The organism is Amycolatopsis thailandensis (genome assembly GCF_002234405.1).
Taxonomy (GTDB): domain Bacteria; phylum Actinomycetota; class Actinomycetes; order Mycobacteriales; family Pseudonocardiaceae; genus Amycolatopsis; species Amycolatopsis thailandensis.
In genome coordinates, this window is record NZ_NMQT01000023.1 from 1 (window position 1) to 26,124 (window position 26,124).

Below are 26,124 nucleotides of genomic sequence, written 5' to 3' on the forward strand. Positions count from 1 at the left end.
GGCCGCGCCGACGGCGAAGACCCGGGGCGCGCCGACGTAGGCGAAGGTGCGCTCGTCCAGCTGCGGCCAGCCGCCGCGGTCGAGGACGGCGTCGTCGGGCATCAGGCCGTCACCGATCGACGGCGTGGTCCCGAGCGCCAGGACGGCGTGGTCCACGGAAACCCGCGAACCGTCTTCGAGGTGGAGGGCGACACCCGGGGTCACCTTCGTGATCGCCTTGCCGCGATGCACGACCAGCCGCCCTTCGGCTTCGGCCGCTTCGAGCATCGGCCGGAACTCGAACATGATCGACGCGCGGCGGAAGCGGCCCATCAGTTCCAGCCGGTCGGACCAGCTCACGCCGTCGAAGCGGGCGCGGCCCTCCGGGCGGAAGAACGACGAGTTGACGTCGGCGCACTGGTAGCGTTCGCCGGCTTCGCGGACCACCCAGTGCACTTCGCGGCCTTGCGCGAGCCCACCGGAGATCAGATGCGCGGCGGTGAGGCCCGCGCCGACGACGGCGAGCCGTCTTCCGCCGGGAGGAACGGGTTCGTCCCAGTAACTCACGCCGCGCGGCGGGAAACCGCCGCCCCACCAGGTGTCCGGCGCGGACCGGCGTTCCTCGCCGAGGCACAGCACCGCGTGGCGCGCGGTGACGGAGAACCGGTCGGCGCGCACGGTGACCGCGTCCGAGGTCGGCAGCACCTCACGGACCGAACCGCGCCAGGTCCGCTCGGTGACGTGATGGCTCGCGGCCAGATGACGGCAGTAGGCCTCGAAGACGTCGACGGGGACGACCGAACGGTGCCCGGCCTGCGCCATCCGGATCTCCCGCCGCTCCACCGGGGTCAGCACCGACCAGTGCAGCCTGGCGAAGTCCAGGAGTTCGCAGTCGCGGTAGCCCTCGACACCGGGGTGGTGTTCGTACGGCGACCGCAGCACGCGCTGGCCGAGCAGATCGACGCGGTCGAAGAACCGGCCGCAGGGACGGCCGTCGCGGTCGACGACGACGATGTCGCGGACACCGTGGTGCCATAACGCGGACGCGACCGCGAGCCCGGCCGGACCCGCGCCGACGATGACGACGTCGGCGCCGGGCGGCGGCGCGGGACTGGCCGCGGCGCGGGTGGCCGGGAGCACCGGCCATTCCCGCCCGCGCGGGGAGTCGAGCAGGTGAGGCTCCGGGACGAAGGTGATCACCGGCGTGCTCAGCCGATCACGGTCACCGGGACGATCAGCTCGATCACGGGGCGCTGCTTCATCCCGTTGCTGATCAGTTCGTCCAGGGTCTGCTGGGACTGCTCGGCGGTGTCGGTCGCGATGGGGCTGTAGCGGGAGTACGAGTAGGTCGGCTTCCGCCCGCCCGCGTCCAGCGAGTACACCTTCAGCACGGCCTCGCCGGGCCGGACTTCACCGTCGTAGAAGGTGAGACGGCGCTGGTCCGGCGTCATGAAGGACTTGGAGAACTGACGGGACAGCACCAGGGTGTCGGCGTCGTCGACGAAGGTCGAATCCTCGTCGGTGACGACCTGCATCGCGACCCAGGTCTTGTCGGTCAGGTTGGTCTCGGACTTGATCACCTGCCAGCGTCCCGGTTCCGGCAGGTTGACGCTGACCGAGATGTCGTGGTCGGTGGTGTCGATCGCCCCGGAGATCATCAGCACCCGGCGGCGGACGTCGGCGACTCCGGCCATCTGAATGTCACGCGCGCGTACCCGTGTGGAAACATCCAATCCCGGAAATTCAGGTGACGACATCTTTCATGCCTCCAGACCTCGAGAAACGCAATTTCGACCCGGCGTTATTTCCCCATCCGCAAACACCCGAAGAATTTCACGCCGAAGCGGACGATGTCAAGATGAGGAACGCATGATCCATTACTGCGAAAGGCCGCCGGTACAACTCCCGACACTGGGCCGTTCAGCGGTACGAGGTCTGGTTCTTTCGGCCCTGTCCAGTCCTGCGGCGGCTCACGAACCGTCGGAGTCCTCGGCCCACGCCGCGGCGGGCGTCCCGTGCTCCAGCGCGCCGATGTAGACGATCTCGAACGAGGAATCGGCGCGCTTGAGCCCTATTCTGATGACGAGGTCGTGTTTCACCAGAATGATGAACTGATGCGGATCCCGGCCATCTCCGAAAATGTCGTAGATCAGAAAAGCGGATCCGTCGGCTACCGCGAACAGCGCCTCGTAGATAACATTGCGGTCGGCCTGCGGGGCGTTGATCGCCCATTCTTCCAGCACCTGTAATCCCGACGTGAGCTGGAGGCGCATAGCCATCCGAAGGCCTCCTAGAGGTCTCGCCGGGTCGCGGGTGATCTTCATTCTCCCGCGCGGGATACCCGGTGGTCTTCTTTGTCCTTGCTGTCCTCGCTGGTGGCGCTTCATGTCCGTCAGTTGTAACCGAGGACGATGTGTTCGGCCGACAACTCGTTTTCGCCCGTCTGCCTCGGCTCGGGGACGAACGCCGCCACGTCGGCGTCGGCGACCCCGGACGGGTCGAAATCATCGGTCACGACCCAAATTCGCACCTGTGCCGTCATGACGTTCCTCCCGGCCTTGGATGAAGAGCTCACTTGACAACCAAGGATGACCCCCTCCGATCGGAAGCCGATCGTGGTCCGCTCGAAGAAGGCTGAAGATCCCGATGAGCAAATAACAAGTCGCCGGTGAGGGGGTCCCGGTAGTGCCCTTGTGGTACCCCGGAACACTAGGAGCCCATCATGACCGAACGCCTCGACCCGTACGAGATCTACGCCGACGACGAGCTCGACGTCGACCTGCTCGGCCTGTCCTGGCCCGACCCGGCCGTCCCCGAGCAACGGGACCGGCCGTGAGCGCCGCGGACCGCCAGCGGACCTGCGCGGCCTGCGGCGGCCCGTTCGCGCCCAGGGAGCGAACCGGACTGGAGACTGTGATCGACGGCGAAGTCCTTTACGTCGCCGTGCATACGCACCACAGCACGTACCCGCCGCGGCGGGAAGCCGAGGCGACGCGCCGGCTGACGACCACCACCGCGTGATCAGACGGACGACACGTGTGATTGGACGGACGACTCGTGTGTCGTCCGTCTGATCACGCGTGTCGTCCGAATCAGCGCAGGGTCGAGGTGCGCCAGGTCGCCGAAGCGAGGGGCGACCAAGCGGAACGCGCGGGCGCGGCGGGCGGCGGGGGCGCGGCCGAAGCGAGCGCGGTGAAGACGGCGACGACCGCCGCCAGTTCGGCGTCTTCCGGGTCCCCCCGCAGGACCCGGAAGACCGGCGCACTGTCCATTCCGGACGGTGACATGGTTCCCCCGTTCAGATCGGGTGGTTGCCGTGCTTGCGCTGGGGTGCCGCCTTTCGCTTGTCCTGCAGCATGTCCAGCGCCCTGGCGACGGCCGAGCGGGTGTCCGCCGGGTCGATGATGTCGTCGACGAGCCCGCGTTCGGCCGAGTACTGCGGATTCATGAACTCCTCGGTGTACTCGGCGACCAGGTGCGCGCGCAACGCGTCCGGATCCGAGGCGGCCGCGAGATCCTTGCGGAACAACACGTTGACCGCGCCCTCGGCGCCCATCACGGCGATCTGGTTGGTCGGCCACGCCAGCGACAGGTCGGTCCCGATGGAGCGCGAGTCCATCACGATGTACGCGCCGCCGTAGGCCTTGCGCAGGATGACCTGGATCCGCGGCACGGTCGCCTCGCAGTAGGCGTGCAGCAGCTGCGCGCCGTGCCGGATGATCCCGGAGTGCTCCTGCTCGACGCCGGGCAGGAAGCCGGGGACGTCCACCAGGGTCACCAGCGGGATGCTGAACGCGTCGCAGAACCGCACGAACCGCGCCGCCTTCTGCGAGGCGGGACCGTCGAGCACGCCGGCGAACACCACCGGCTGGTTGCCGACCAGGCCGACCACGCGCCCGTCGACCCGCGCGAGCGCGCACAGCACGTTCCGCGCCCAGCGTTCGTGCAGCTCGAAGAACTCGCCGTCGTCGGCGAGCTCCGTGAACACGTCCCGCATGTCGTAGGGCTTGTTCGGCTCCACGGGGACGAGTTCCGCGAACCGGGGGCGCCGGTCCTTGCCCGCGTCCTGCGACGGCTCGCGCGGCGCGGGCTCCAGGTAGTTCGACGGCAGCAGCGACACCAGGTAGCGGACGTCGGCGAGGCAGCTCTCCTCGTCGTCGTGCACCACGGTCGCCACGCCGGACGACGCGCCGTGCACGTCCGCGCCGCCCAGTTCGTCGTGGGTGACGCGTTCCCCGGTCACGGTCTCGACGACGTCCGGCCCGGTCAGGTACATCCGGGCGGTGTCGCGCACCATGAAGACGAAGTCCGCGAGCGCGGGCGAATACGCCGCCCCGCCCGCGCACGGCCCCAGCACCACGCTGATCTGCGGGATGACGCCGGACGCCTCGACCTGACGGCGGAAGATGCCGCCGTAGCCGTTGAGCGCCATGACGCCTTCCTGGATCCGCGCTCCCCCGCTGTCGTTGAGCCCGATCAGCGGCGAGCCGGTGGCGATGGCCAGATCCATCACCTTGTGGATCTTCGCCGCGTGCGCCTCGCCGAGCGAACCGCCGAAGACGGTGAAGTCCTGCGCGTAGACGAACACGCGCCGTCCGTCGATGGTTCCCGATCCGGCGATGACGCCGTCGGTGTACGGCCGGTTCTCCGCCAGCCCGAGCCCGCTCGCCTGATGCCGCCGGTACAGCTCGACCTCGGTGAAGGAATCGGGGTCCAGCAACAGCTCCAGCCGTTCGCGCGCGGTGTGCTTGCCGAGCGAGTGCTGCCGCCGGACCCCGTCGAGCCGTCCGTCGACGATGTGATCGCGCAGTTCGTCGCGCTGCGTGCGCAGCAACGGCATCGTCGGCTCCGGCGGGTGCACCGGTTCGGCGCCACGGGCGAGCGGGATCACCTGCCCGTCGGTCGTCCTCGGGGGCCGGGGGCGCCGCAGCCGGTCTTCCGGCAGCGGCACCACCTCGGAGTCCTCCGTGCGCTGAGCGCCCGGATCGCCCTGGAGGGTCACGCCGCCTCCTTCATCCGGGCCTCACGCTCGAGCTCGTCGAGTTCGATCTCGCGCACGATGTCGCGCCAGCACACCCCCCGCCCGAGCCGAGGCATCGTGGTGACCACCGGCGGCCGCTCCGGCGAGAGAGCCGGGGCGGGCGTGGCGGATTCGTTGATGGTCATGACAGTTCCTCTCCCTGTTAGGCCGATGCCCGTACCCGGCCGTCGATCTGGTGGTAGCCGCCGCTGTAGAAGACCAGCGAGTCCTGCGCCGTGCCGCGGCTGGAGGCGACCACCTTTCCGAGGAAGATCGAGTGGTCACCGCCCTCGTAGACCTCCGCCAGCTCGCATTCCAGCCAGGCCAGCGCGCCGTCGAGCAGCGGAGCGCCGGTCTGCGGCCCCGCCGTCCAGTCGACCGAGTCGAACTGCGCGAACCCGGCCGGACGGCGCCAGTCCGCGAAGTACTTCGCCAGATCCTTCTGGTCCGAAGCCAGGACCGTTACCGCGTACGAGCCGGCCGTCACGATCGCTTCGTGCATTCTGGCCGCACGGGAAACGCAGCACAGCACCATCGGCGGTTCCAGCGACACGGAGGTGACGGCGTTGGCGGTCATCCCGTGGGCCCGTTCGCCCCCGGCGGTCAGCACCGTGACCCCGGTGGCGAACTGGCCCATCACCTCCCGCAACCCGGCCTGCGCGGACAACCGGCGCCGCGTCGCGGGTGTCGGCAGGCGTTTCAGCACCGGCCGCTTGGGCTCGTCCTCAGTGCCCACGTCACTCTCCCTTGCGATCGACCGTGTACGGGGCCAGCGCCTCACGCAGCTGTTCGGGCACCCGGCTGGGCACCGTCGCCGTGTTCGGACCGCGCATGCACGCGATCCGCTGCCGCCCGCGGGCGACCAGCCGCTCGCCCTCGTCGGTGAGGTGGACGTAGTCGAAGGTGAACTGGATCTGGGTCTGGGTCAGCTCCTCCAGCCGCAGCCGGATGGACAGCTCGTCGAACGCGGTGATCTCCGCGTAGAACTCGCAGTCGACCTTGAGCGTGAAGAGCTTGAGGTCGTGGCGGACCTCTTCGAGCACCGCGGGCGCCTTCTCCTTCAGGAACATCTCGCGGCACCGGCCCTGCCAGCGCACGTAGTTCACGTAGTAGACGTTGCCGACCAGGTTGGTCTCCTCGAACCCGACCGTGTGAAGGATCTCGTAGTAGTCGGCCATGTCAGTTCTCCTCTCCCTGGAGCACCGCGAAGACGACGGGATCGGTCCGGTCGTTGACGGTCGTCACCCAGGTGGCGATGCGGGCACTGCCGTGGGAAAGCACCGCCCAGCCGTCCGGGTCGACCCGGTGCACGGTGAGCGCCTGTGTCATGTCTCCGGTCTTGCGCACGCATTCCAGCGCGCTCCAGACCCTGGTGTGCGCGACCGAGAGCGGCTCGCGGGCGTCCGCGGCGAGCAGTTCGCCCACCGAAAGGAGATCCTCGCCGAGCAAGCCCGCCCAGTCCTCCGGCGTCCGTTCGATCGCCGTCTCGACGTCGCACGCGATCCGGCCGGTGCCCGTGATCGCCAGGGTGAGGTCGGCGCTGTGCGACGCGCTCACCTCGACGCCGTCGGCTTCCGGTTTCCCGTCCGGGCGGTAGCGGATCTCGAGCGGGGTGTCGACGGCGCGACCAGCGGCCAGTGCCGTCTGCGCCCGGCGTTCCGGTGTGGTCTCCACGGAGCCGCCCACCGGGTCCGGTTCGACGACGATCGCGCGGGACGAGCCGAGCAGCCGTTCGACGGAACGTTCCAAATAGGACCCGAGCATCGACGGGACCCAAGGTCCTTCGCCGTCACGCTTGCGCACCGCGCGCAGCTTCAGCCCTTCCCATCGTTCGACGAGCTTCCCGTCCGGGTTGCGGACGTCGAGGTCGTAGACGTAGCTGTCGCCGTCCTGCGAACGCTCACGGGCGTCGAGGAGCACGTACTCCGGGTCCTGCTCGCCGGGCTCGGCCAGGTACAGCCGCTCGATCCCCTGCGGCAGCAGGGTCGCGTCCGGGACGCAGCACTGGATCGCGTGCATCATCGCGTCGCGGGTGCCCGGGTCGGCCAGGAGCTGTTCCTGCGGGAGGAACGGCGCGAACCAGTCGACCTCGGCGCCGGTCGCGATCTCCGCGACCGCGTGCCGGGCGCTGGCCCGCCGGTAGCCGGTGACGCGCTGGAACCGCTTGCCCTGGAAGAGAACCGTGCCGTACAGCTCGGTCGTCGGGTCGACCGGGACCGGCGGCAGCGCGACGTCGCGGACGACCGTCTCCCCGAGCGGATCCGGCCGCGAGAACCGCAGCCGGGCGCGGAAGTGATCCGCGCTGAACCCGGTCTCCCCGCTGCGCAGCACCACGTCCACCGTTTCGGCGTCCCTGGCCAGCGCGGCGAGCCGGATCGTGGTCGACCCGCCCGGCGAGACGATGATCGGGCGCAGGAACTCGACGTCGGAGAACACCGGCGCCGGCAGGATTTCCGCGGCCAGCGCGGCCTTGGCGACCTGGGTCATCGCCTCCATGCCGATCACCGCCGGGAACAGCAGCTGACCGTCGAGCAGGTGATCGGCCAGATACGGGTCGCTGCCCGCGGAGAGATCGGCCTCGGTGATCAGCTCGACACCCGGGTAGTGCACCACGGCGCGGTCCACGAAGCGGGTCAGCGGCAGTTCGCGCTTCTCCACCGGCAGGGTGGCCAGCCCCGCGGTACGGCCGCAGACGACCAGTACCGACGGGGCGGCCGGATCGCCGACGACCTGGCGGAGGATCTCGATGCCCTCCTCGGTCGGGATGGGGGTGATGCCGTCGCGCATCAAAGCGCTGACGACACCGAGCTTTTCGCCCATCCCGGTGCCGGACCAGACCGACCATTCGAGTGCGATGGCGCGGGCTTGGGGGTGCTCGCGGCCGAACCGCACGGTCAGTTCGGTCATCCAGTCGTTGGCCGTGGCGTAGTGCGCCTCACCGCGCAGGCCCGCCCGTCCGATGATGCTGCCGAAGGTGACCAGCAGCTTGATCTTGTCCTTGTCGACGGCGTCGAGGACGGCGTTGAGACCGCCGATCTTCGGCGCGAGGGTCTTGCGGAAGCTCTCCTCGGTCAAGGAGAACAGCGCGGCGGGCTCGTTGCGGCCCGCGCCGTGCAGCACCGCGGTGACCGGGCCGAATTCGGCCTGGACCCGGCCGATCGCGTCCGCGATCTGCCTGCCGTCGGTGACGTCGGCGCGCTCGTAGCGGTAGGTGATGCCCGCCGCCGCCATGCGCCCGAGGTTTTCCGACAGTTCGGCGTCGTCGGCCGGGTCGCTCCGGCCGAGCAGCGCCAGTTTCGCGCCGGAGTCCTTGGCCAGCGCCAAAGCGCTCTCCGCCGTGATGCCCTTGCCGCCGCCAGTGACGAGCAGGACGTCGTCGGTGCCCAGCGGGGTCCCCTCCGCCTCCGAAGGCGCGAGCGCGGCGAGCTTCGGGACCGAACGGACACCCGCGGAGTCGTAGCGGACCTCGCTGAAGTCGTTGGTGGCCGCGACTTCGGTGACCACGGTGGACACCGCGGCGCCGACGGCCTCGGGGTCGACCGGGTTGACGTCGGCGAGATCGACGATCGTGGTGCGCGCCGACGGGTCCTCCAGCCGCAGCGTCTTCGCCAGGCCGGAAGCGCCGAGTCCGTGCTGCACCACGACGAACCGCGTGCCGTTGGGCGCGGCCAGCACCGCGCGGCCCGCGTCGAGGAACAGTCCGACGTCGTCCGCGTCGCTGTCCTCGTTCAGGCACAGGAGGACACCGTCGCCGACCCCCGCTCCCGCCAGCGCCGCGCGCAGCGGCTCCGCCAGCGGATGACCGTCCTTGGCGAACACCGTCCATTCGGCGGTGGAGACGCCGGTCGTGAGGTCGGGCGCCGGCTTCGGCGCGACGACGTATTCGACCGCGAACGGCCGGACCCACGGTCCGACACCGGCGACCTCGGCCTGGTTGCTGTCCGCGGGTTTGGCGGTCTGCGCGAGTTCGTCGATCATCTCGGCGAGTTCGCCGAGACAGACCGTCGCGAAGTTCGGCATGCCCTCCAGTGCCGGACGGCCGAGCGCGCGGGTCACGTCGTTGACCAGCTGGCCGACGGTGATCGACGACAGGTGCAGGTCGTCGAGCGGATGCGTGTCGGCGGTGACCGCTTCGAGCGGCAGTTCGACCCGCTCGGAGGCGAGCTTGCGCAGCAGGTCGAGGGTGCTGCTGCCGCCGTTCTCCGAGGCTTCGCCCGCCGTGGCCTCGGCGGAGTCGGCGACGCGGTCGCGGGCCAGTTCGGCGCCGATCGACGGCGCGGCCTCGCACGGGCTCGCGAGGAAGGAGAACTCGCCGTCCACCGGCAGGGCCCGCACGACCCGGCCGGCGAACAACGCGGAGGTCTCCAGCGCGACACCGAACGCGAACGCGGCACCGGCGACCTTCAGCACCGAAGCCAGTGTCGGGCTGTCGGTGTCGATCGCGAGCACCGGCGTGCCGGGCGCGATCTCCCCGAACAGCCCGGTGAGCACGCGGCCGGGGCCGACCTCGATCACCAGGTCGCTGCGCTCGGCGACCTTCGCGGCCGCCTCACGGAAACGCACCGGCAGGACGACCTGGTCGCGCAGCAGATCGCGCAGGTCCTCGGCGGCGTGCAGGACGTCACCGGTCACCGTGGACACGACGGGCCGGTCGAGCCGGGCGAAGTCGAACGCGGTGAGTTCCTCGGTCATCGCCTCGGCGGCCGGGACGACCGCGGGTGAGTGGAAGGCGTGCGAGACGTTGATGCGGGTGGCGGTGAAGCCCTCCGCGCGGGCCCGGGCGACGACCCGGTCGATCGCCTCCGACGGTCCGGAAAGGACGGTCTGCTCGGGCGCGTTGTAGCCGGCGATGACGACCTCTTCGCCCTCGGCGAGCCGCTCCGTGACTCCCGGCGTGGCCGCGATCCCCGCCATGGCGCCGTTTCCGCCGCTGGCACTCGCCATCACCTTGCCGCGGATCTTGGCCAGTTTGAGGACTTCGCGTTCGGTGAGCGCGCCACCCCAGTGCAGCGCGGTGAGCTCACCGAGGCTGTGCCCGGCGGCCGTCCCCGCCTCGATGCCGAGGCTCTTGAGGACACGCAGCCCCGCGAGCGAACCGGTGACGATGCGCGGCTGCGCGACGTCGGTGGCGACCTGGTCGGCGCCGGTGGACAGGCCCGCGGCGCGGTAGATGTCGTCGGCGTGGGCGAACCGTTTGCGCACCGCGCCGACCGTGCCCTGTCCGGAACCCTGCCCGGGGAACAGGAATCCGATCTTCGGATCCTTCGAGCGCGAGCTCGCGAAGATGCCTTCACTGGCCGAGAAGACTTCCGGCTCGCCCTCGCCGAGGAGGTCCAGGAGTTTGGCCAGCTTGCGCTCGGCGTCCTCCGGGCTGGTCGCGACGATCGCCGCGCGGACCGGTTTCCCGGACAATTCGACGGAAAGCGTCCCGGCGAGGTCCGCGAGCTCCGCGAACGAAAGCTTCGGCACGACCTCCAGCAACCCGGTCACCTGGCCGCGCAGCGACGCGGCGTCGTCGGCGTCGAGGAGCAGCAGCTCGCTGTCCTGGCGTCCGGCGACGAGCGCCCTGGTCTTCTCGTCGAGTTCCTTGCGCCGGGCCGCTCCCGGCGCTTCGGTGACGGTGACGTGCGAATTGATGCCGCCGAAGCCCATCGCGGAGACACCCGCGCGAACGGGGTGGTCCACGGGCCACAGCCCGGCCTCGGCCGGGACGTACATCCGCGCGGAGTCGCCTACCAGCGACTCGTGCGGTTCGTAGTGACCGGTCGCGGGCGGGATGACCTGGTGGTAGACGGCGAGGGTGGCCTTGATCAGCCCGGCGACCCCGGCCGCGGCCTTGGTGTGGCCGATGTTGCCCTTGATCGTGCTCAGCGCGGCACGGTCGGCGAGCGGGTCGGCGTCGCGGCGGGCGGTGGAGAGCGCCTCGATCTCGGTGGCGTCGCCCAGCGCGGTCCCGGTGCCGTGGCCTTCGAAGTAGGAGACGGTCTCGACGCCGTATCCGGCCTTTTCGTACGCCCGCTTGAGCGCGAGGCGGTGCCCCGACGCCTCGGGCCGCGTGATGCCGCCCTTGCCGTCGGAAGAGACACCCCAGCCGCCGATGGAGGCGTAGATCCGCTTGCCCTGCGCGATCGCGTCCTCCTCGCGCATCAGCACGAGCATGCCGGAACCCTCGCCGGGCCAGAAGCCGTTGGAATCGGCGTCGTAGACCTTCATCTCGCGCTTGGCGAGCGCGCCGGTCTTGGCGAAGCCGATCACCTCGAACGGGTCGATCGACAAGTCGACACCGCCCGCGATGGCGACGTCGAGGTCACCCTCGGAAAGCGCGTTCGCCGCGGTGACCACGGAAAGCAGCGACGACGAGCAGGCACCGTCCACAGTGAACCCGCCGCCGCCGAAGTCGAAGAAGTTGCAGACGCGGCCGGCGATCGTGTTCGCCAGGCCGCCCGCGAGGGTGTCCTCGTTGATCTCGGGGAACGGCGCCTTGTACTGCGCTTCGAGGTCGTGGAGGAACTCGGCGGTGTCGCTCTCGGCCCAGCCGCGTTCGGCGAGCGCCGCCGCGACCGTGCGGCGGACGTACGGCCAGCGCAGCCGCATGATGTTGGCGCGCGAGAACTCTCCGGTGAGGCTGTTGCCGATGACCACGCCGGTGGCGGGCCGCGGCAGCCCTTCACCCTCGGGGAAACCCGCGTCCGCCAGAGCCTGCGCGGCGACGTCGAGGGCGAGCCAGTGCGTGGTGTCGGTCGACCGGAACGTGCTGCCCGCGACCTTGTACTTGATCCGGTCGAACTCGTAGTCGCGGAGGACCGCGGCCTTCTGGGCGTAGAAACGGTCCGGCGCCTTGGGGTCGGGCGAGTAGTAGTCCTCGCGGTTCATCCGCTCGTCGGGAAGCCTCCGGAACGCCCGACGACCGGAGAGGACGTTTTCCCACAGTTCGTCCGGGGAACCGGCGTCCGGGTATCGGAGACCGATACCGACAATCGAAATCCGCTCAACGCTCATGCCACCGCACTCCCCTAGCTCTCAACCACTCAAGTCACGGAATCCGGTCTCGGCGCCGGGGCTCTGTCTCCAGGAGTACGACGCCGTCCGCATCTGCAGTCCGGTCAAGCATGACCCTGAGCCGGGCTGGCGGTCTTCTCTCATGTTGTTGAAGGCGGGCCGAACCGCCATGAAAGGTCCTTTCCTTGTGAATTTCGCAAGGAAAGGACCTTTCATGGCGACCGTGGCCGCCGCATTCAGAGGACTAATTGCGGGCAGGGGCCAACGAGACGCAGTGAGCGGCGGCGGCGAAACTCGCCCACCCCACCAGCTCGACCAGTTCTCGATCGTCCAGCCCCGCCGCCGCGACCAAGGCGTCGTCGACCTGGTAGGGCGCTTTCGCGACCACCAAGGCCAAGCGCACGGCGGGATCACCGGCCGCGGCGGCCCAGGATCGGCTCAAGCCCGGCGGGGAGCCGTCCCATGTGGACAGTTCCCGCGTCACGACATCCCGCACGGCCGAAGAAACCGCCAGCGAATCGAACGCCGCGGAAGCCCGCGAGAAGGCGTCCTCGACGAACGGGTTCCCGGCCGCCCAGGAGAAGTCCCGCGAGCCCGCCGGCAGCAGGTTCGACGACTCGCCGGGCTCGGCTCCCGGTACGGGCCGCAGGAACCGTCCCAAGACCGCCTTCGCCTTCGCCCGCGCGGAATCCGGCACGTTCGAGGGCAACGGCGACGGTCCGAGGAACACGCTCACCACCCGGTTCAGGTAGTGGAAGGCGAACGCGACCGCCGTCAGCTCCGTCCTGGCCGCCGCCGACAGCTCTCCGGCCAGCGGATCCGGAATGGTCCGGCCCGCCGCAATCGCCGAAGCCTCCGAGGATCGCCCGAGCGACTCCAGCGCCATCCCGTGGACCTCGACACAGTAGGGGCACGAGTTCCGCTGGGACACCAGGGTCGCGACGATCTCCCGCTCCGCCCGGCTCGTCTCCCCCGCCGCCACCAGTGATTCCCGCAGCATCGCCCAGCTCGCCGCGAGTACCGGCGGGGACGGCGAATGCAGGGCCACCGGCGGGGCGAGCATGCCGAAGTCCCGTTCCAGCTGACGGTAGACGTCGCGCACGAGCCCGGTCGCCCGGCCGTAAGGAACCGGCCGGACGTGCCGGACTTCGCGCAGCACCCGCCGCAGCGCGAACCGCATCACCCTGGGGGCCATGATCAGCTCCCGGCGACGAGCGAAAGCTTGCTGACCGCCCGTCGCCCGGTGATGGAACCGTCCGGCGCCGGGGCGCCGTAGGTGACGTCGACACCGCGCGCCTGCAGCGCCCGCACGATCCCCGGGATCGACCGTTCGGCCAGCGCCGCGATCGTCATCGCCGGGTTCACCGTCAGCGCGCCCGGCACGGAAGCGCTGTCGGTCACGAAGATCCCGGGGTGGTTGCGGAGTTCGTGGTTCGGATGCAGCGCCGAGGTCTCCGGGTCGTCACCGATCCGGCACGACGCCAGCGGGTGCACGGTGTACGCGCCGACGACGTCGTTGGTCCACGGCGCCACCTTCGCCAGGCCGTCCTTCTCCAGGATCTCCTTGCACTCCGCGTCGGCCAGCGACCAGCCGTGCAGGGTGTTCGGCGTCGGGTCGTACTTCAGCGGGCCGCGGCCGAGCATCTGCTGCGAGATGCGGTAGGCGTTGCCGGTGGGCGGCGGCGTGCCGAACACTCCCTCGTTGTCGTCCTCGGTCATCAGGAAGATGGTCAGCCAGGAGGCCCACTTCTTGAGGATCTCCTTCTTCTGCGCCCCGAACCAGCGAGGGTCGTCGCCGTCGGGCACCTGCGCGAGGATCGTGCCGAGCCCGGGCGGGAAGTACAGCTGCTCCAGCGAGTATCGCTCGTACTCCGGCAGCGATCCGTCGAGCTTGTCCCAGTTCGCCACGGTCGGGCCCTTGCCGATGTGGTTGGCCTCGTAGACCTTGCCGTCCTCACGGGACAGGCCGAGCACCTCGCGGACCCGGTCCTCGTCGATGATCGCGGTGTTGAGCCGCTCGCCGTTGCCCGAGAAGTACCGGCCGACCGCGTGCGGCATCTCGCCCAGCGCCGACTCCGAACGCTGCAGGATCACCGGGGTCGCGCCGGCTCCGGCGGCGATGATGACGATCTTCGCGTCGATCGTCCCGCTGCCCGAGTGCACCCGGTAGTCGACATCGTCGACGACGTTGAAATGCACGCGGTAGTCGCCGTCGTCGATACGCTCGATCCGCTGGACCTCGTGCAGCGGGCGGATCTTCGCGCCGTGCGCGAGCGCGGCGGGCAGGTAGTTGGTCAGCAGCGAGCGTTTCGCGTCGAACCGGCAGCCCGCCATCATGAAGTTGCAGTTCACGCACCGGTCGTTGTCCACCGCGACCGGCGCCGGGTTGGCGGTCCGGCCGGAGTGGTCGCAGAACGCCGCCCACAGGCCACCGGCGTACGAGACGTCGTTCCAGTCCTGTTTGGACACCGGGAGCGAATCCGAGACCCGGTCGTACCAAGGCTCCAGCGAGTCCCGCGTGATCGCGGAAGGCCACATGCGACGGCCGATGCTGCCGTGGCGTTCGAAGACGAACTTCGGCGCGCGCGGCATCGCGGCGAAGTACACCACGCTGCCGCCGCCGACGCAGTTGCCGCCGAGCACGCTCATGCCGTCGCCGACGACGAAGTCGAACGCCCTGGTGTAGGACGAACCGAGCAGGTAGTCGTGCTCGAAGTCCTTCGCCTCCAGCCACGGGCCGCGTTCCAGCACGGTGACCTTCGCGCCGCCAGCCGCCAGGTGATAGGCCGGGATCGAACCGCCGAACCCGCTGCCGACGATGACGACGTCGGTCTTGTCGTAGGCAGTCATGCGGGGCTCCCGGAAGGCGTGGTGTCAGGGTGGAGTTGCGCGAGCTCGCGGCGGTAGGAGAACTTCGGGAACCGCCACAGGCCGTCCTCGTCCGGCGCGGTGTAGCCCATCGCCAGCAGACCGGGGTGGCCTTCGGCGATGGCTTCGGCGGTGTGCTTGTGCGCCGCGCTGTCGAAGGACATGTTGCAGAACAAGGCGAGGCTGACCCAGCCGTCCTTTTCCGGATGTCCCGGCGCGGTCAGCGACCGCACGAGCGCCGTCCTGTCCGCGAAGGACAGCGCCACGAACGACGGCAGCGACTCGTCCAGCGTGAGGTCGTGTTCCTTGGCGTAGACCTTCGCGTGATCGTTGAGGGACTGCGCCAGATACGGCAGCCCGACGGTCACCCCGGTCGCCTCGGTGTGCAGCAGTTCGAGCGCGCCCGCCACGACGGCGCCCGGTCCCGGCGAGGCGCCGGCGATCGCGTGGTCGTCGGGGAACCGCTTCTCCCCCGGCACGATCGTGTCCGCGTAGGCCTCCAAAGTGGACACCTTGACCTGTTCGTCCGAATCCACGGAACCTACCTCCTGTTCCTGGTGTGCACGGTCATCGGCAGCCCGCCGCGCACCCGCAGCGAGAGCATCGCCTCGGGAACCACGTCGTAGCCCGGGGGCTTCCTGAGTTCGAGGTCCCGCAGGACCATCGTCAGCACGAAAACGGCCTCCATCACGCCCAGGCTGTTGCCGATGCAGAACCGCGGCCCGGCGCCGAACGGGATGTAGGCGTACCGCGGCCGCCCGCTCGGCCGGTCCGGATCGAACCGGTCCGGGTCGAATTTCTCCGGCTCCGGCCAGAACGCCGGATGCCGGTGCAGCGTGTAGGGCACGACGACGACGTCGGATCCGGCGGGGATGTGGTAGCCGCCGATCTCGTCGTCGGCCTGCGCCACCCGCGGCAGCAGCCACACCGGCGGATACAGCCGCATGACCTCTTCGACGACCCGTGCCGTGTACGGCAGCCGGTGCAGGTCGTCGTGCGTCGGCAGCTGGTCGCCCAGTACCGAATCGGCCTCGGCACGCAGTTTCGCCGCGACGTCGGGATGCTCGTCGAGCAGGTGGAACGCCCAGCCCAGGGTGCTCGCCGTCGTCTCGTGCCCGGCCAGCAGCAGGGTGATCAGCTCGTCCCGCATCTGCTCGCGGGTCCCGTCGGTCGCGATGAGCCGCGAGAGCACGTCCTCACCGTTCTCCACCGGATTCGCCAGCCGCTGCTCGACGAGCTCGTCGGCGATCCGCCGGAGGTCGGCCCGCGACTCGCGGAACCGCAGCTGTTTCTTCAGCGGCGCCCACTCCGGGACCATGCTCAGCGTCACCGCTTCGAACATCGCCTGGTCCTGCACGGCTTCGAACGAGTGACCCAGCGACGTGAACCCGGCGAGGTCGGCGTCGAGCAACGTCTTGCCGAGCACGCCGAGCGTCAGCCCGGTCATCTCGTGCAGGATCTCCACCGGCCCCTCGGTGTCCCGCAGGCGTTTCACGAGGCCTTCGACCTCGTTCGCGACGATCGAGGCCTGCCGCGCGATCCGCTTGGGCTGGAACACCGGCTGGATGGTCCGGCGCTGTTTCTTCCAGACGTCGCCGTCGCTGGTGAGCAGCCCGTCGCCGAGCGCCCGCCGCGCCTCCTGGAGGCCGATTCCCTTGTGGTAATTGGCCGCGTTGTCCGCGAGCACGTGTTTCGCCAGCTCGGGGTGGTTCACCAGGTACATCGTCTTGGGACCGATCGCGATCCGGACGACGTCCCCGTGCGCCTCCGCCGAATCCGACATGAGCGCCAGCCGGTCGGTGAAAAGCTTCTTCAGCAGACCGAAGGTCGCCCGGCGCGGCGGCCCGGGGGGCGCGAGACGCGCCCCCCGGGTGGTTTCCGCACCGGTGGTCATGCCGCCACGGCCCCGGTTTCTTCGGTCTCCGGCTTGTCGGCCGGCTTGGGCAGGCTCGTGACCTCGGCCGACTTCGCCTGCTCGGCCTCCCACTTCTCGGTGGCCTTCTTCGAGAAGTGCAGGCCCCACAGGAACATCCCGCGGATGAGGCAGACCAGCGCGGTCGCCAGGAACAGGCCGTAGGCGACGTGCACGATCATGAAGAACCCGTACGCCAGCGCCACTCCCGAACCGAACAGCACCTGCGACGCGGGCTTCGACGGGGTCGTGCCCGGGTCGGTGACCATGTAGTTCGTGTAGAGCACGAACGCCACGCCGGTCATCATCCCGAGCGCGCCCGGGATCGCGGTGTCGAACACCAGGCCACGGATGATCGCCTGGAGCGCGAAGGTGATCAGCCAGGCGCCGATCAGCCACATCCGCTGGGTCAGCATCGCGTTGAGCACGGTGCCCGAGATCATGATGATGCCGACGATCAGCCAGCCGACCCACGAGTCGACCTGCTCGGTGAAGTGGTACGGCGGCGCGATGCTCGCCCAGGGGAACACCAGCAGGATGATCGTGATGCCGAAGTTCGACGGGTTCATGTAGTGGCGGAGCCGTCCCCGCACCGGGGCCTGGAGGACCCACTTGGCGCCGACGGCGACCACGACGCCGAACATCATGACCAGTACCTGGTCGTTGACGTAGGTCAGCATGTTGAGCGCGAGACCGGTGATGTGCGCCGGGAAGAGGAACTCCACCAGTCCCTTGAAACCGTTGCCCCGGAACCGGACCGGACGGCCCTGGACGCGGGCCCCGATGATCTCCAGCAGGATCTCGGTGGTGTACGCCGTCGCCAGCGCGATGAACGGATAGGTGTAGGGCTGCTCGAAACCGAGCACGGTGTAGCCGATGATGTTGAAGATGGTGATCGAGATCGCGAACCGGCGAAGGGCCGTGATCGTCTTGTTGCTCTTCGGTGCCGTTAGTGTCTGCTCAGCCATGACGGTCACTTCTCCTTAGCCTGAGCGCCGAGCTGGAACGTGTGGTTGCCCGGGGTCAGCTGGACTTCCTGCGTGCGGATCTGCCCGGTCAGGTCGCGCCACTGGAGGCACACCTTCACCGGCCCGGTGACCTTGCCGAGCCCGATCTGGATCTCGTGGCTGCGCTTGCCGGAGTGCCCGCTGCCGCCGTCGACGCGGTCCATGTACTTCTTGCCGTCGGGGGTGACGACGGTGACCTGGGCGCCGATCGCGGCGGTACCCGCGGCCTTGAGCGGACCGTCGGACGTCGCCTTGTCGTGCACCAGCTTCAGGTTCAGGTACGAACCGGAGTCGGGGCTGACGTTGTGGTAGAAGATCGGCTGCTCCCACTGGCGGGCCACGGCGAAGTCGAGCTTGCCGTCACCGTCGGCGTCACCGGTGGCGATGCCGCGGGTGGGCACCGGGACAGCGAGACCGAGGCGCGGGGCCAGGTCGGTGTAGCGGCCGTCGGCGCTCTTGGCCCAGAAGTGCAGGGTGTGGTCGCCACCGACGTCGTCACCGGCCCGCATGTTCGGCCAGAAGGTGGGGTGCTTCAGCAGTTCGTCGTTCGACGTCGCCAGTTCCTGCAGCTGCGGCCAGCGGTTGACGTCGCCCTTGACGAAGCCGGTCGCCTGGGTGATCACCGATTCGCCGCTGTTGTTGTAGTCGGCGATCTTGACGTCCCAGCCCCAGCCGGACCACGCGGTGCCGGCCTGTGCGCTGCGGTCCACCCACGGCGCCTCGCCGCCCTGGAGCCGGCCGCGCAGGTCCGCGGTGTCCTTGGCGGTGTTCATGAACTGGAAGTGGCTTTCCTCGATACCCCAGGACGTCGTGATGTTGCTGACGTACAGGTCGTAGAGACCGTCGTGGTCGAGGTCGGCGAAGTCGACGCCCATGCCCTTGAAGGAGTCGTTGCCGAGCACCTTCGACTTCGGCTCGTTCGGTCCGCGGACGCCCTTAACTTCGGCGAACTCGACCTTGCCGGGGCGGGACTTGTTGTACAGCAGGCGGTCGTGCCCGAAGTCGTTGCCGATGTAGAGCTCCGGCAGGTTGTCGCCGTCGACGTCGGTGGCGCTCGCCGCCAGCGACCAGCCGCCGCGGGCGTCGGCCGGAATGGCCTGGTCGTCGCAGACGAACGTGGCCGTCGGTTTGGCACCCTGGGTGGCACCGGTGAACCGGAAGATGTACTTGCCACCGGCGTTGTCGGCGTGCGACATCGATTTGTTCATCTCGACCCCGCCCTCGACCCGGTCGTCGAGCACCGCGCTGTCGGGGAAGTAGTTGCCGATGAAGATGTCCTGGTGACCGTCGCCGTCGAAGTCACCGACCGTCGCGGCGTTGGTGTTCCACAGTGGACCGGCGTACTCGCCGTTCTTGGAGTTGTTGCCCGACACCAGTTCCACCGGCTCGTAGGCCGACGGCTCCAGCTTGGCCGCGCCCGGCTTGGCGAGGAACAGGATCGGGGTGCGGCCCCAGTAGTAGGCCAGCAGGTCGACCCGGCCGTCCTCGTTGAAGTCGCCCGGCACGCAGCCCATGGGCGCGATGTACTTGCCCATCGGCAGCGGTGCCGCGTCGAGCGCGAACGGCTTGTACCGGTCGCCGCCCTTGCCCGGCGTCGGGGTGACGACCACCTGGTCGCTGCGCGGGTCCACGAAGCACAGGTCGTTCGCGAGCTTGTCGCCGTCGAGGTCGTTGACCGCGATCGCGGCGCCCACCGAGGAGATCCAGGCACGGATGTGCTCGTACTCCTTGTTCACCGTGCGGATCGACTGGCTCTTCGCCGCTTCCGGCAAGGCGATCGTCAGGGGTTCGAACGCGTACTTCGAGGCCATGGTGTCCGCCTCGGCGGTCGAGACCGTGGGCAGCTGCGCCACCACGAACAGTCCCGCCATCAGCAACAGCGCCACGATGCCCGCAAGCTGCTTGCGGAGCCAGCCCAAGGTCGCGGTCATTTACCTGCACCTCCAGAAGTGAGTACCTCGGTGGCGATGCGCTGTCGCCAGGTTTCGAAATGCGGGAGTTCGCCGTCGACCACCACGGCCGGTCGGACCTCCTGCGTGATGGCCGCGGCGCGCTCGGCCGGCAGCCCGCAGATCGCCTGCGTGGCGACCTCCGTCTCGGGGATCAGCAGCCCGGCGCGAACGCGGGCTTCGGCGGCGAAAGCACTGCCCTGGGCCAGATTTCCCCGGTGTTCACCGGCGAACTCGGCCAGCTTCAGCAGTTCGTCGGAGGTGACACCGCACGCGTAGGTCGAGGCGAGCCCGATCCCGGCGTAGAGGTCACCGTGGCGGTGCTCGGGGAAACGCGCGACCGTGTCGGCGACGAGATCGACGTCGGTGCCGCAGATGAACCACAGTGCCCGGCCGATGCCCTGGTCGATCGCGCGCAGCGAGTACCCGTTGTTCCCGGGCGGCCAGTTGAAGTCCGGGTCCTGGAACTGGCCGTCGACGTACTTCGCCGTCTTGAAGTACGCCTGGTGGAACCCGTACCCGTCGAGCACCAGCCAGCGCAGCAACGGGTCGAAGTCCTCAGCGGACGGCCAGCGGAAGCGCGGCAGCCGCGCCATCGCCCAGCCGACGCCGACGTAGATGATGTAGTCGTGCTTCTCACCGGGACCGGCGAGAAAGTCCGCGATGTGCCCACGGCCCCCACCAGGCAGGCCGTCGAGCATTCCGTAACCCATTCCGGCGCCTTCGTAGGCGAAGCCGCGGTATTTCACCGGAATACGTTCCAGCCATTCTTCCGCCTGATCGACGGAACGCGCTTCGACCGCGTGAGCGTAGCCGAGCAGGAATTTCTCGCCGACGGTCTCCAGCAATTCTTGAGCGGCTGGGCTCTTCTTGTGGAAACCGCGCTTGTCCAGCGACGTCTCGGAGACATCCGGAGTGATCATGCGACGCCTGATCGTGCGCCAACCATTGCCCAACGCACTCTCCCCCTAACGGGTGGATTCGAATTCTGCGGACTGGTTAAAGGCTCACATGCGTGACGATGGGGCAGCTACTCCACGGTTGCGCCCGCGGTTCTCCCGGTTTGCGAGATCGGGAGAACGCGGGAATAACCTTTGGTCAGGCCACCGCACGGAGATAGTCGGGAGCGGGCATGGTCGTCCGGTTGCCGGTGGAGGTCGGGCCGCCGGCGAGGGTGATCGCCATCGGCGCGTCGGTCGGCCGCGGCGTGCGCATCGGCATCCGCAGATGGACCCGGCCGTACCTGGTGATGTCGACACGGCCGGGCAGGGTGCCCACGGAGAAGGAGGAGGCCGCGGTCCCGGCGGCGTGCTCGGCGACCGCGATGACGGTCCACCGGCCCTCGGGGACGTTCTGGATCTCGATGTCGGCCGAAAGGACGTTCGCCCTGCCGCCGAACGCGACCGGGCCGCACTGCGGGATCGACTCGGCGAACAGTCCGATGAGGACACTCGCCGGGCCCGCCCCGCGCGGGGTCTCGACCCGGACGCTGATCGTGCCGGTGCCGCTGCGCATCGTCGCGCAACCCATTCCGGCGCTGTGCAGGGCTTCCAGCGTCGGCAGCCGCTGGAAGTGCGGGGCCAGCGCGACGAGCAGTTCGCCGACCTCGGGGTCGCGGTACTGGGTCGGGGTCATCCCGACGGCGCGGGTGAAGCGGCTGGTGAACGTGCCGACACTGCTGTAGCCGACGCTGCACACGATGTCCGACACCGTCAGCGACGTCGTCAGCAGCAGTCGTTTCGCTTCGAAGAGCCGGATCGCGGTGAGATACCGGCCGGGGGTCACGCCGGTCGCCTTGGTGAAGATCCGCGAGAAGTGGAACGGGCTGACGAAGACCTCCGACGCCAGGTCGCCCAAGGTGATCGGGTCGAAGTACCTCGCGTGCATCGATGAGATGGCCTGTAGGACCGCGGGTTGCAGGGGGGACGCCGGCTCGGGGAGCCGACCGGATTCGATGAGGCCTTTCTCGTTCGCCGCCGTGGCGACTGTTCGTAGCTGCATCAGACCAACCTCGGATTCGCTGTCGCTTTTCCTCTGTACGCCAGCAAACGCGTCATCGATTTCGGAGCACTCGACACGCGATCGAGATGGGGCCTGCCCAGGGGTTATCCGGTTCTGCGCGATCGGCAAACGGTCGAACCGGTGGCACGAACGGAGAAACCGTTCTCGTGAGTTCCGCCTTCGATCACGCGAGATCGGTCTTCGAACACGCGAGAGCGGTGTTCGATCACGCGGACACCCCCAGCGTCCAGACCGCGAGAGTCCGTGAAGGCCTCTTCGCCACCTTCACTCGACACCGCGGCCAACGTTGCGAAAGCCACTTTCGCAACCTTCAACGTTGCGAAAGTGGCTTTCGCAACACGCCCACCCGCCGAGAGGCCGAACACACCGAGCGCGACCGGGTGACCGAACCCCGAACTCGCGTGCTTGAGGGCGGAACTCGCGTGATCAGAGACGGAACTCGTGAGATCCGCCTTCAAGCACGCGAGTTCCGCCTGCAAGCACGAGAGATCCGTCTTCGGTCACGCGGGCAGGTCCAGCACGCATTCCCCGACGCCGACCTCGGCAGGCCATTCGAGCTTCAGCGCGCGGTCCACGCGGTCACCGGCGTCGACCGGGACGGCGTGCGCGGCCAGCCCCATCGCGCGAGCGACGAGGTAGAGCGTCTGCTGCAAAGCGCCGACGTGCGCCAGTGTCGTGGCGTACGCTCCGCCACCGAGCACCGACGCCATGCGCGGCATCCGCGTGGTCACCGTGATCAGCGCCGACGGCCGCCGGTGATTCCCGCCGCCGATCATCGCCATGTCGAGCATCGCGTCCAGATCGGACTCGTCGTCGTTGACCAGGCTGAGCCGGTGTTCGAGCGGATCGTAGTGGTAGATCCCGCGTTCCAGCCCCGAACAGCGGTTCACCGAGACGTACAGCTCCAGCTCGTACAGGCAGGCCACGCTGAAATACGGCCGCTGCGACGCGCTGTGCGCGGGACCGTTCGGGAGATACGCGGGCCCGATCGACCGGATCCGCGCGCCGCGGAAGAGGAACTCGCCGATCTGCTCGGCGGACAGCACGCCCTCGGTGAACTCGGGGCAGAGGTGGTCCTTCTCCAGCAAGGTCGTCAGCGTCGGATCGGTCGCCGCGCGGTCGGCCAGGTCCGGCCGGTAGAGCGCGTAGACCGGTCCCCCGCCGGTGGAAGCCTTGACCACCGGCGGTTTCCCGATCCCCGGCAGGTCGGCGGGCCCACCCGGCCGCCAGGTGCGGCTCGTGGTGTGGAACAGCAGTTCGTCCGGGGACCACAGGCTCAGTTCGGGGTCGTCGTCCTCGGCGAACCGGCCGTGCTCCCCGGCGACCTGGACGACGCCCGCGGCGACGAGATAGGACACGATCGCGCCGACCACGCCGGGTCCGATTCCCGTGGTGGTCACGATCTCCCCGACCGACTTGGCCGTCGCCAGCGTCGCCGCGACGTGCACGGCCCACGGTTGGTACAGCACGACACGGTAGCGCGCGGACGGCGACTCCAGCCCCATCCCGTAGGCGTCGGAACGCAGGGAACTGAAGCGGGACAACCGAATCGGGCGGGCAGGCGGGATCTCCACCGGGACGAACACCGGGGCGAGCGCCACCGGGATCGCCGACAGCAAAGGTCCCCTGCCGTCGGCGAGACCGAGCGAGTGCACCACGGAACCGCCGAGTTCCTTGAGCGCCCGCCGCAGCGCGTCGGCCCCCTCGGCCGTCCAGCTCAGCTCGCCTTCGAGATCGGGCTCGCGCTCGACCGGCTCCCACGACGACGTCACGTTCGCCAGCGAGATCGGCCCCAAAGCCATCCGCCGCAACGACTCCCGGACCAACGGCTCCGCACGATCGAAGTCGTACTCCCCCCAGCGCGTGACGACCACCAGTGAGCCGTCCTCACCGATTTCGACAAGACTGTCGTCGGTGAGCGACCACAAGGGGATCATCTCGGCCACACCGCCGGGGGGATCAGTCGTCAAGGGGTGCTCCAGCCGGATCTACAAGAACATGGGGAAGGGGTTCAGCCGGTCGTACGGAGTCGGTTCGGCGAGCCTGCCCAGGCGCACCGGCACGTCGAACAGCCGCCCCGGGGCGAAGCGGCTCCAGAACGGACGCAGCCCCGGAACGACCACCCTGACCACCGGAAGATCGATGTCGGGCCTGGTCTGATCCAGCACGAGCGTCTCCATTCCCAACGCGGAAAGCTTGCGTACCAAGCACTCCACGTCGTCCCGTACGTCGGGCCGCCGGACGAACTTGAAGTCCGCGGCCCGTTTCGCCGAGCGTCCGGGCGCCGGCAGCAGATACGGCTGGTTCGCGACCGTGGCGTGCCGGAGCCACTGCGCCGCGTCGGGATCGTCGAGTTCGACGTCGTTCGCGAGCACCGCCGGGATCATCTGGTTGAGCTCGCTGACCGCCCTCCGCAGCGCCGTCCTGGGGTCCAGGTGGGCGCCGAAACCCATCATGACGTTCTCGCGCGGCCCGGCGATACTCCTGGACAGCGCGACCATGACCGGGACACCGAGATCCGCGGTCAGGTCGAGGACCCACAGCTCCCGGCCGGCTCGCGCGTACTGGCCGACCATCTCCTCGGCCCACGGGTCGTCGAACGAAGCGATGTCGACGCCGGGCACGGGAAGCCGGTTGTACCACCACATCGCGACGGCGTCGCGTTCGACGAGTTCGAGCAGCCCTTGCAGGACGGCGTCCTCGATGCTGCTTCCGGCCGCGCAACCGTTGGAGTCCGCGCGCATGCCCTTGATCCCGCACTCCGGCGGCACCCCGTAGTAGAGGTACGCCGTCGGCATCAGCTTCCGGCGCTGCTGCGACAGCGACCACAGCGGCGTCCAGTCGACTTCGGCCTCGTCGTCGAACCGGTCGGGGACGTGCTGGAAGTTCGCGTGCCTGGCGTTCCATTCGTCCCGGCCGTCGTACTGGCGCTCGTCGAAGAGCATGCACGAGTTCGGGTGGACCGCGTCCTCGCCGAGCGCGCGGAAGGTGCCGCGGATCCGCAGTTCGTCGCCCTGGTAGTTGGCCGAGAACCGTTCGATCGCCTCGCACAGCGCGCCGACCTCGGCGTCGAGCGGGCTCGCGCCCTTGCCGCCGTTGTCCCCGCGCAGCCCCGCCTGGAGCCCGGCCTCGCCGCGCACGCGGCGCGCGACGTTCAGCCCCGAGCGGTACGCGTTCACGAACGCCGGCGCCCTCGGGTCGCGGGCGATCTCCTTGACGATGCCGGTGACCGGGCTGACCAGGTGGCCGTAGCGGTCGAGCACCTCGACCGGGGTGAGCGTCCGGTGCCCGCCTCCGCCCGACGTCGCCTTCTTGGCCTCCCGCAGCACGACCGGCTCGGCCGTCCGCGCGGCGACGATCCCTTCGTCACCGCATTCCGCGCACTGCGGGCGCCGCCGCAGTTCGTGCAGCCGCCCTTGGAGGTCGAGGGTGTCCAGGATCCACACGGCCTGCTGCCCCGGATAGCGGTGTCCCGCCAGCCATTTGGACGCTTCGAGGGAGATCAGGTGCGACGCGGCCGCGGTCAGCGGCGGCACGGCGGGGATCGGGAACGCGGCCGGGCCGTCGTGCCCGAGGACCTCCTGCACGCACGCCTCCGCGTGCCGGTGCCCCCACAGCCGGTTGGTCAGGCAGTGCCAGCAGCCGGACCGGCCGGGCTGCATGATCGGGCCGATCCACACCTGCGAACCCGACGGCCTGGCCAGCAGCCACGGCCGCCCGGTGCGCCGGTGCTCGGCGTCGATCTCGGCCAGCCTCGGGTCGAGGTAGTCGTCGCACAGCACGATGGCCAGTTCCGACGCCGTCTCGACCACTTCGATGCCGCTCGCGACGAGCGCGTTCTCCACCTGCGAGGTGTCCACCCCGCGGCCGATCGCGGTCAGGCTCGCCGTCGCCGGTTTCTGGCGGCAGGCCACCGCGGACGCGTCGAGCCCGCACGCGTCCCAGTACGCGAGCGCGCGTTCGTCCCCGCTGAGCTCGTCCGGGACGCGGACGGTGACCAACCCCGCTTCGACCAGCCTCGCCAGGACACCGGTGACCTGTTCGGCGCTCATCCCCTCGGGGCAGGCGGACAGGAGACCGTCGAGGTCACGGGTGCCGTCGAGCAGGGCCGCGACCGACGCGACCTGCGCGCCTCGCATCGCGATGACGCCCTGTTCGGAGAACAGGTAGGCGCCGTTGCCCTCACTGATCTCCGCGCGCAGATGCCGTTTGAATCCCAGACCGCCGCTGATCGAGCCGGACCCGTTCGACACTGCCTCGCGCATGGGAACCCCCGTAGGTCGGTGCGATCCCAGAATCCTGCTGCGCGGGGGCGGGTACCGGCCAGTGCGCGATTCACACCTCGGACATGAAAAACCCATGATTTTC

The 26,124-nt window shown here is 69.2% G+C and carries 21 protein-coding genes; 1 reads left to right on the forward strand and 20 read right to left on the reverse strand.

The annotated features are described in order from the left end of the window. The 4 genes from CFP71_RS07445 to CFP71_RS45315 form a co-directional block, all read right to left on the reverse strand. Positions 1–1,179 (reverse strand): FAD-dependent oxidoreductase (locus tag CFP71_RS07445; protein ID WP_093933089.1); only part of this gene is annotated, 1,179 nt, incomplete at its 3' end. An 8-nt stretch (positions 1,180–1,187) separates the two neighbouring features. Further along, positions 1,188–1,673 carry a DUF6423 family protein gene (locus CFP71_RS07450; protein ID WP_093933090.1) on the reverse strand — a complete coding sequence of 162 codons (486 nt, stop codon included), beginning with the start codon at positions 1,671–1,673 and terminating at the stop codon, positions 1,188–1,190. Between the two features lie 276 nt (positions 1,674–1,949). After that, positions 1,950–2,258, reverse strand: coding sequence for a DUF6235 family protein (locus tag CFP71_RS07455; RefSeq protein ID WP_093933091.1), 309 nt, complete (start codon positions 2,256–2,258; stop codon positions 1,950–1,952). 113 nt (positions 2,259–2,371) lie between these two features. Next, positions 2,372–2,494 (reverse strand): hypothetical protein, encoded by a 123-nt coding sequence (locus CFP71_RS45315; RefSeq protein ID WP_279629212.1) that lies wholly within the window; start codon positions 2,492–2,494, stop codon positions 2,372–2,374. Between the two features lie 317 nt (positions 2,495–2,811). Here CFP71_RS45315 and CFP71_RS07460 point away from each other — a divergent pair, with 317 nt between their 5' ends. Then, the gene (locus CFP71_RS07460) at positions 2,812–3,000 is read left to right on the forward strand and encodes a hypothetical protein (protein ID WP_093933092.1); all 189 of its coding nucleotides are present in this window, start codon (positions 2,812–2,814) and stop codon (positions 2,998–3,000) included. 71 nt (positions 3,001–3,071) lie between these two features. Here CFP71_RS07460 and CFP71_RS07465 read toward each other — a convergent pair whose 3' ends face one another. The 16 genes from CFP71_RS07465 to CFP71_RS07540 form a co-directional block, all read right to left on the reverse strand. Continuing rightward, positions 3,072–3,266 carry an acyl-CoA carboxylase subunit epsilon gene (locus tag CFP71_RS07465; RefSeq protein ID WP_093933093.1) on the reverse strand — a complete coding sequence of 65 codons (195 nt, stop codon included), beginning with the start codon at positions 3,264–3,266 and terminating at the stop codon, positions 3,072–3,074. Between the two features lie 11 nt (positions 3,267–3,277). Continuing rightward, positions 3,278–4,981 (reverse strand): acyl-CoA carboxylase subunit beta, encoded by a 1,704-nt coding sequence (locus CFP71_RS07470; RefSeq protein WP_093933094.1) that lies wholly within the window; start codon positions 4,979–4,981, stop codon positions 3,278–3,280. After that, the gene (locus tag CFP71_RS44065) at positions 4,978–5,145 is read right to left on the reverse strand and encodes a DUF6222 family protein (RefSeq protein ID WP_167406031.1); all 168 of its coding nucleotides are present in this window, start codon (positions 5,143–5,145) and stop codon (positions 4,978–4,980) included. The genes CFP71_RS07470 and CFP71_RS44065 overlap by 4 nt, the downstream gene beginning before the upstream one ends. A 17-nt stretch (positions 5,146–5,162) precedes the next feature. Next, the gene (locus tag CFP71_RS07475; RefSeq protein WP_093933095.1) at positions 5,163–5,735 is read right to left on the reverse strand and encodes a flavin reductase family protein; all 573 of its coding nucleotides are present in this window, start codon (positions 5,733–5,735) and stop codon (positions 5,163–5,165) included. 1 nt (position 5,736) lies between these two features. After that, the gene (locus tag CFP71_RS07480; RefSeq protein ID WP_020629606.1) at positions 5,737–6,177 is read right to left on the reverse strand and encodes an acyl-CoA thioesterase; all 441 of its coding nucleotides are present in this window, start codon (positions 6,175–6,177) and stop codon (positions 5,737–5,739) included. A 1-nt stretch (position 6,178) separates the two neighbouring features. Further along, positions 6,179–11,998: a type I polyketide synthase gene (locus tag CFP71_RS07485; protein WP_093933096.1), complete on the reverse strand. Its 5,820-nt coding sequence runs from the start codon at positions 11,996–11,998 to the stop codon at positions 6,179–6,181. 244 nt (positions 11,999–12,242) lie between these two features. Continuing rightward, positions 12,243–13,193, reverse strand: a complete 951-nt coding sequence (locus CFP71_RS07490; protein WP_093933097.1) for a carboxymuconolactone decarboxylase family protein — start codon at positions 13,191–13,193, stop codon at positions 12,243–12,245. A gap of 2 nt (positions 13,194–13,195) precedes the next feature. After that, complete coding sequence (locus tag CFP71_RS07495) at positions 13,196–14,848, reverse strand: GMC family oxidoreductase N-terminal domain-containing protein (protein WP_093933098.1); 1,653 nt, start codon at positions 14,846–14,848, stop codon at positions 13,196–13,198. Further along, complete coding sequence (locus CFP71_RS07500; RefSeq protein ID WP_093933099.1) at positions 14,845–15,402, reverse strand: DUF5987 family protein; 558 nt, start codon at positions 15,400–15,402, stop codon at positions 14,845–14,847. The genes CFP71_RS07495 and CFP71_RS07500 overlap by 4 nt, the downstream gene beginning before the upstream one ends. A 5-nt stretch (positions 15,403–15,407) precedes the next feature. Then, complete coding sequence (locus CFP71_RS07505) at positions 15,408–16,760, reverse strand: cytochrome P450 (RefSeq protein ID WP_093933100.1); 1,353 nt, start codon at positions 16,758–16,760, stop codon at positions 15,408–15,410. Beyond that, the gene (locus CFP71_RS07510) at positions 16,757–17,746 is read right to left on the reverse strand and encodes an enediyne biosynthesis protein (RefSeq protein WP_093933114.1); all 990 of its coding nucleotides are present in this window, start codon (positions 17,744–17,746) and stop codon (positions 16,757–16,759) included. The genes CFP71_RS07505 and CFP71_RS07510 overlap by 4 nt, the downstream gene beginning before the upstream one ends. Before the next feature lie 5 nt (positions 17,747–17,751). Further along, positions 17,752–19,716: a CRTAC1 family protein gene (locus CFP71_RS07515; RefSeq protein WP_093933101.1), complete on the reverse strand. Its 1,965-nt coding sequence runs from the start codon at positions 19,714–19,716 to the stop codon at positions 17,752–17,754. Further along, positions 19,713–20,669 (reverse strand): DUF1702 family protein, encoded by a 957-nt coding sequence (locus tag CFP71_RS07520; RefSeq protein WP_279629213.1) that lies wholly within the window; start codon positions 20,667–20,669, stop codon positions 19,713–19,715. Before CFP71_RS07520 ends, CFP71_RS07515 begins: the two co-directional genes overlap by 4 nt. Before the next feature lie 163 nt (positions 20,670–20,832). Beyond that, a complete protein-coding gene (locus CFP71_RS07525) occupies positions 20,833–21,735 on the reverse strand; it encodes a helix-turn-helix domain-containing protein (RefSeq protein ID WP_093933103.1) in 903 nt (300 codons plus the stop codon). 521 nt (positions 21,736–22,256) lie between these two features. Further along, positions 22,257–23,702 carry a SagB family peptide dehydrogenase gene (locus CFP71_RS07535; RefSeq protein WP_093933105.1) on the reverse strand — a complete coding sequence of 482 codons (1,446 nt, stop codon included), beginning with the start codon at positions 23,700–23,702 and terminating at the stop codon, positions 22,257–22,259. Between the two features lie 42 nt (positions 23,703–23,744). Continuing rightward, a complete protein-coding gene (locus CFP71_RS07540; RefSeq protein WP_093933106.1) occupies positions 23,745–26,021 on the reverse strand; it encodes a TOMM precursor leader peptide-binding protein in 2,277 nt (758 codons plus the stop codon). Between the last annotated feature and the right edge of the window lie 103 nt (positions 26,022–26,124).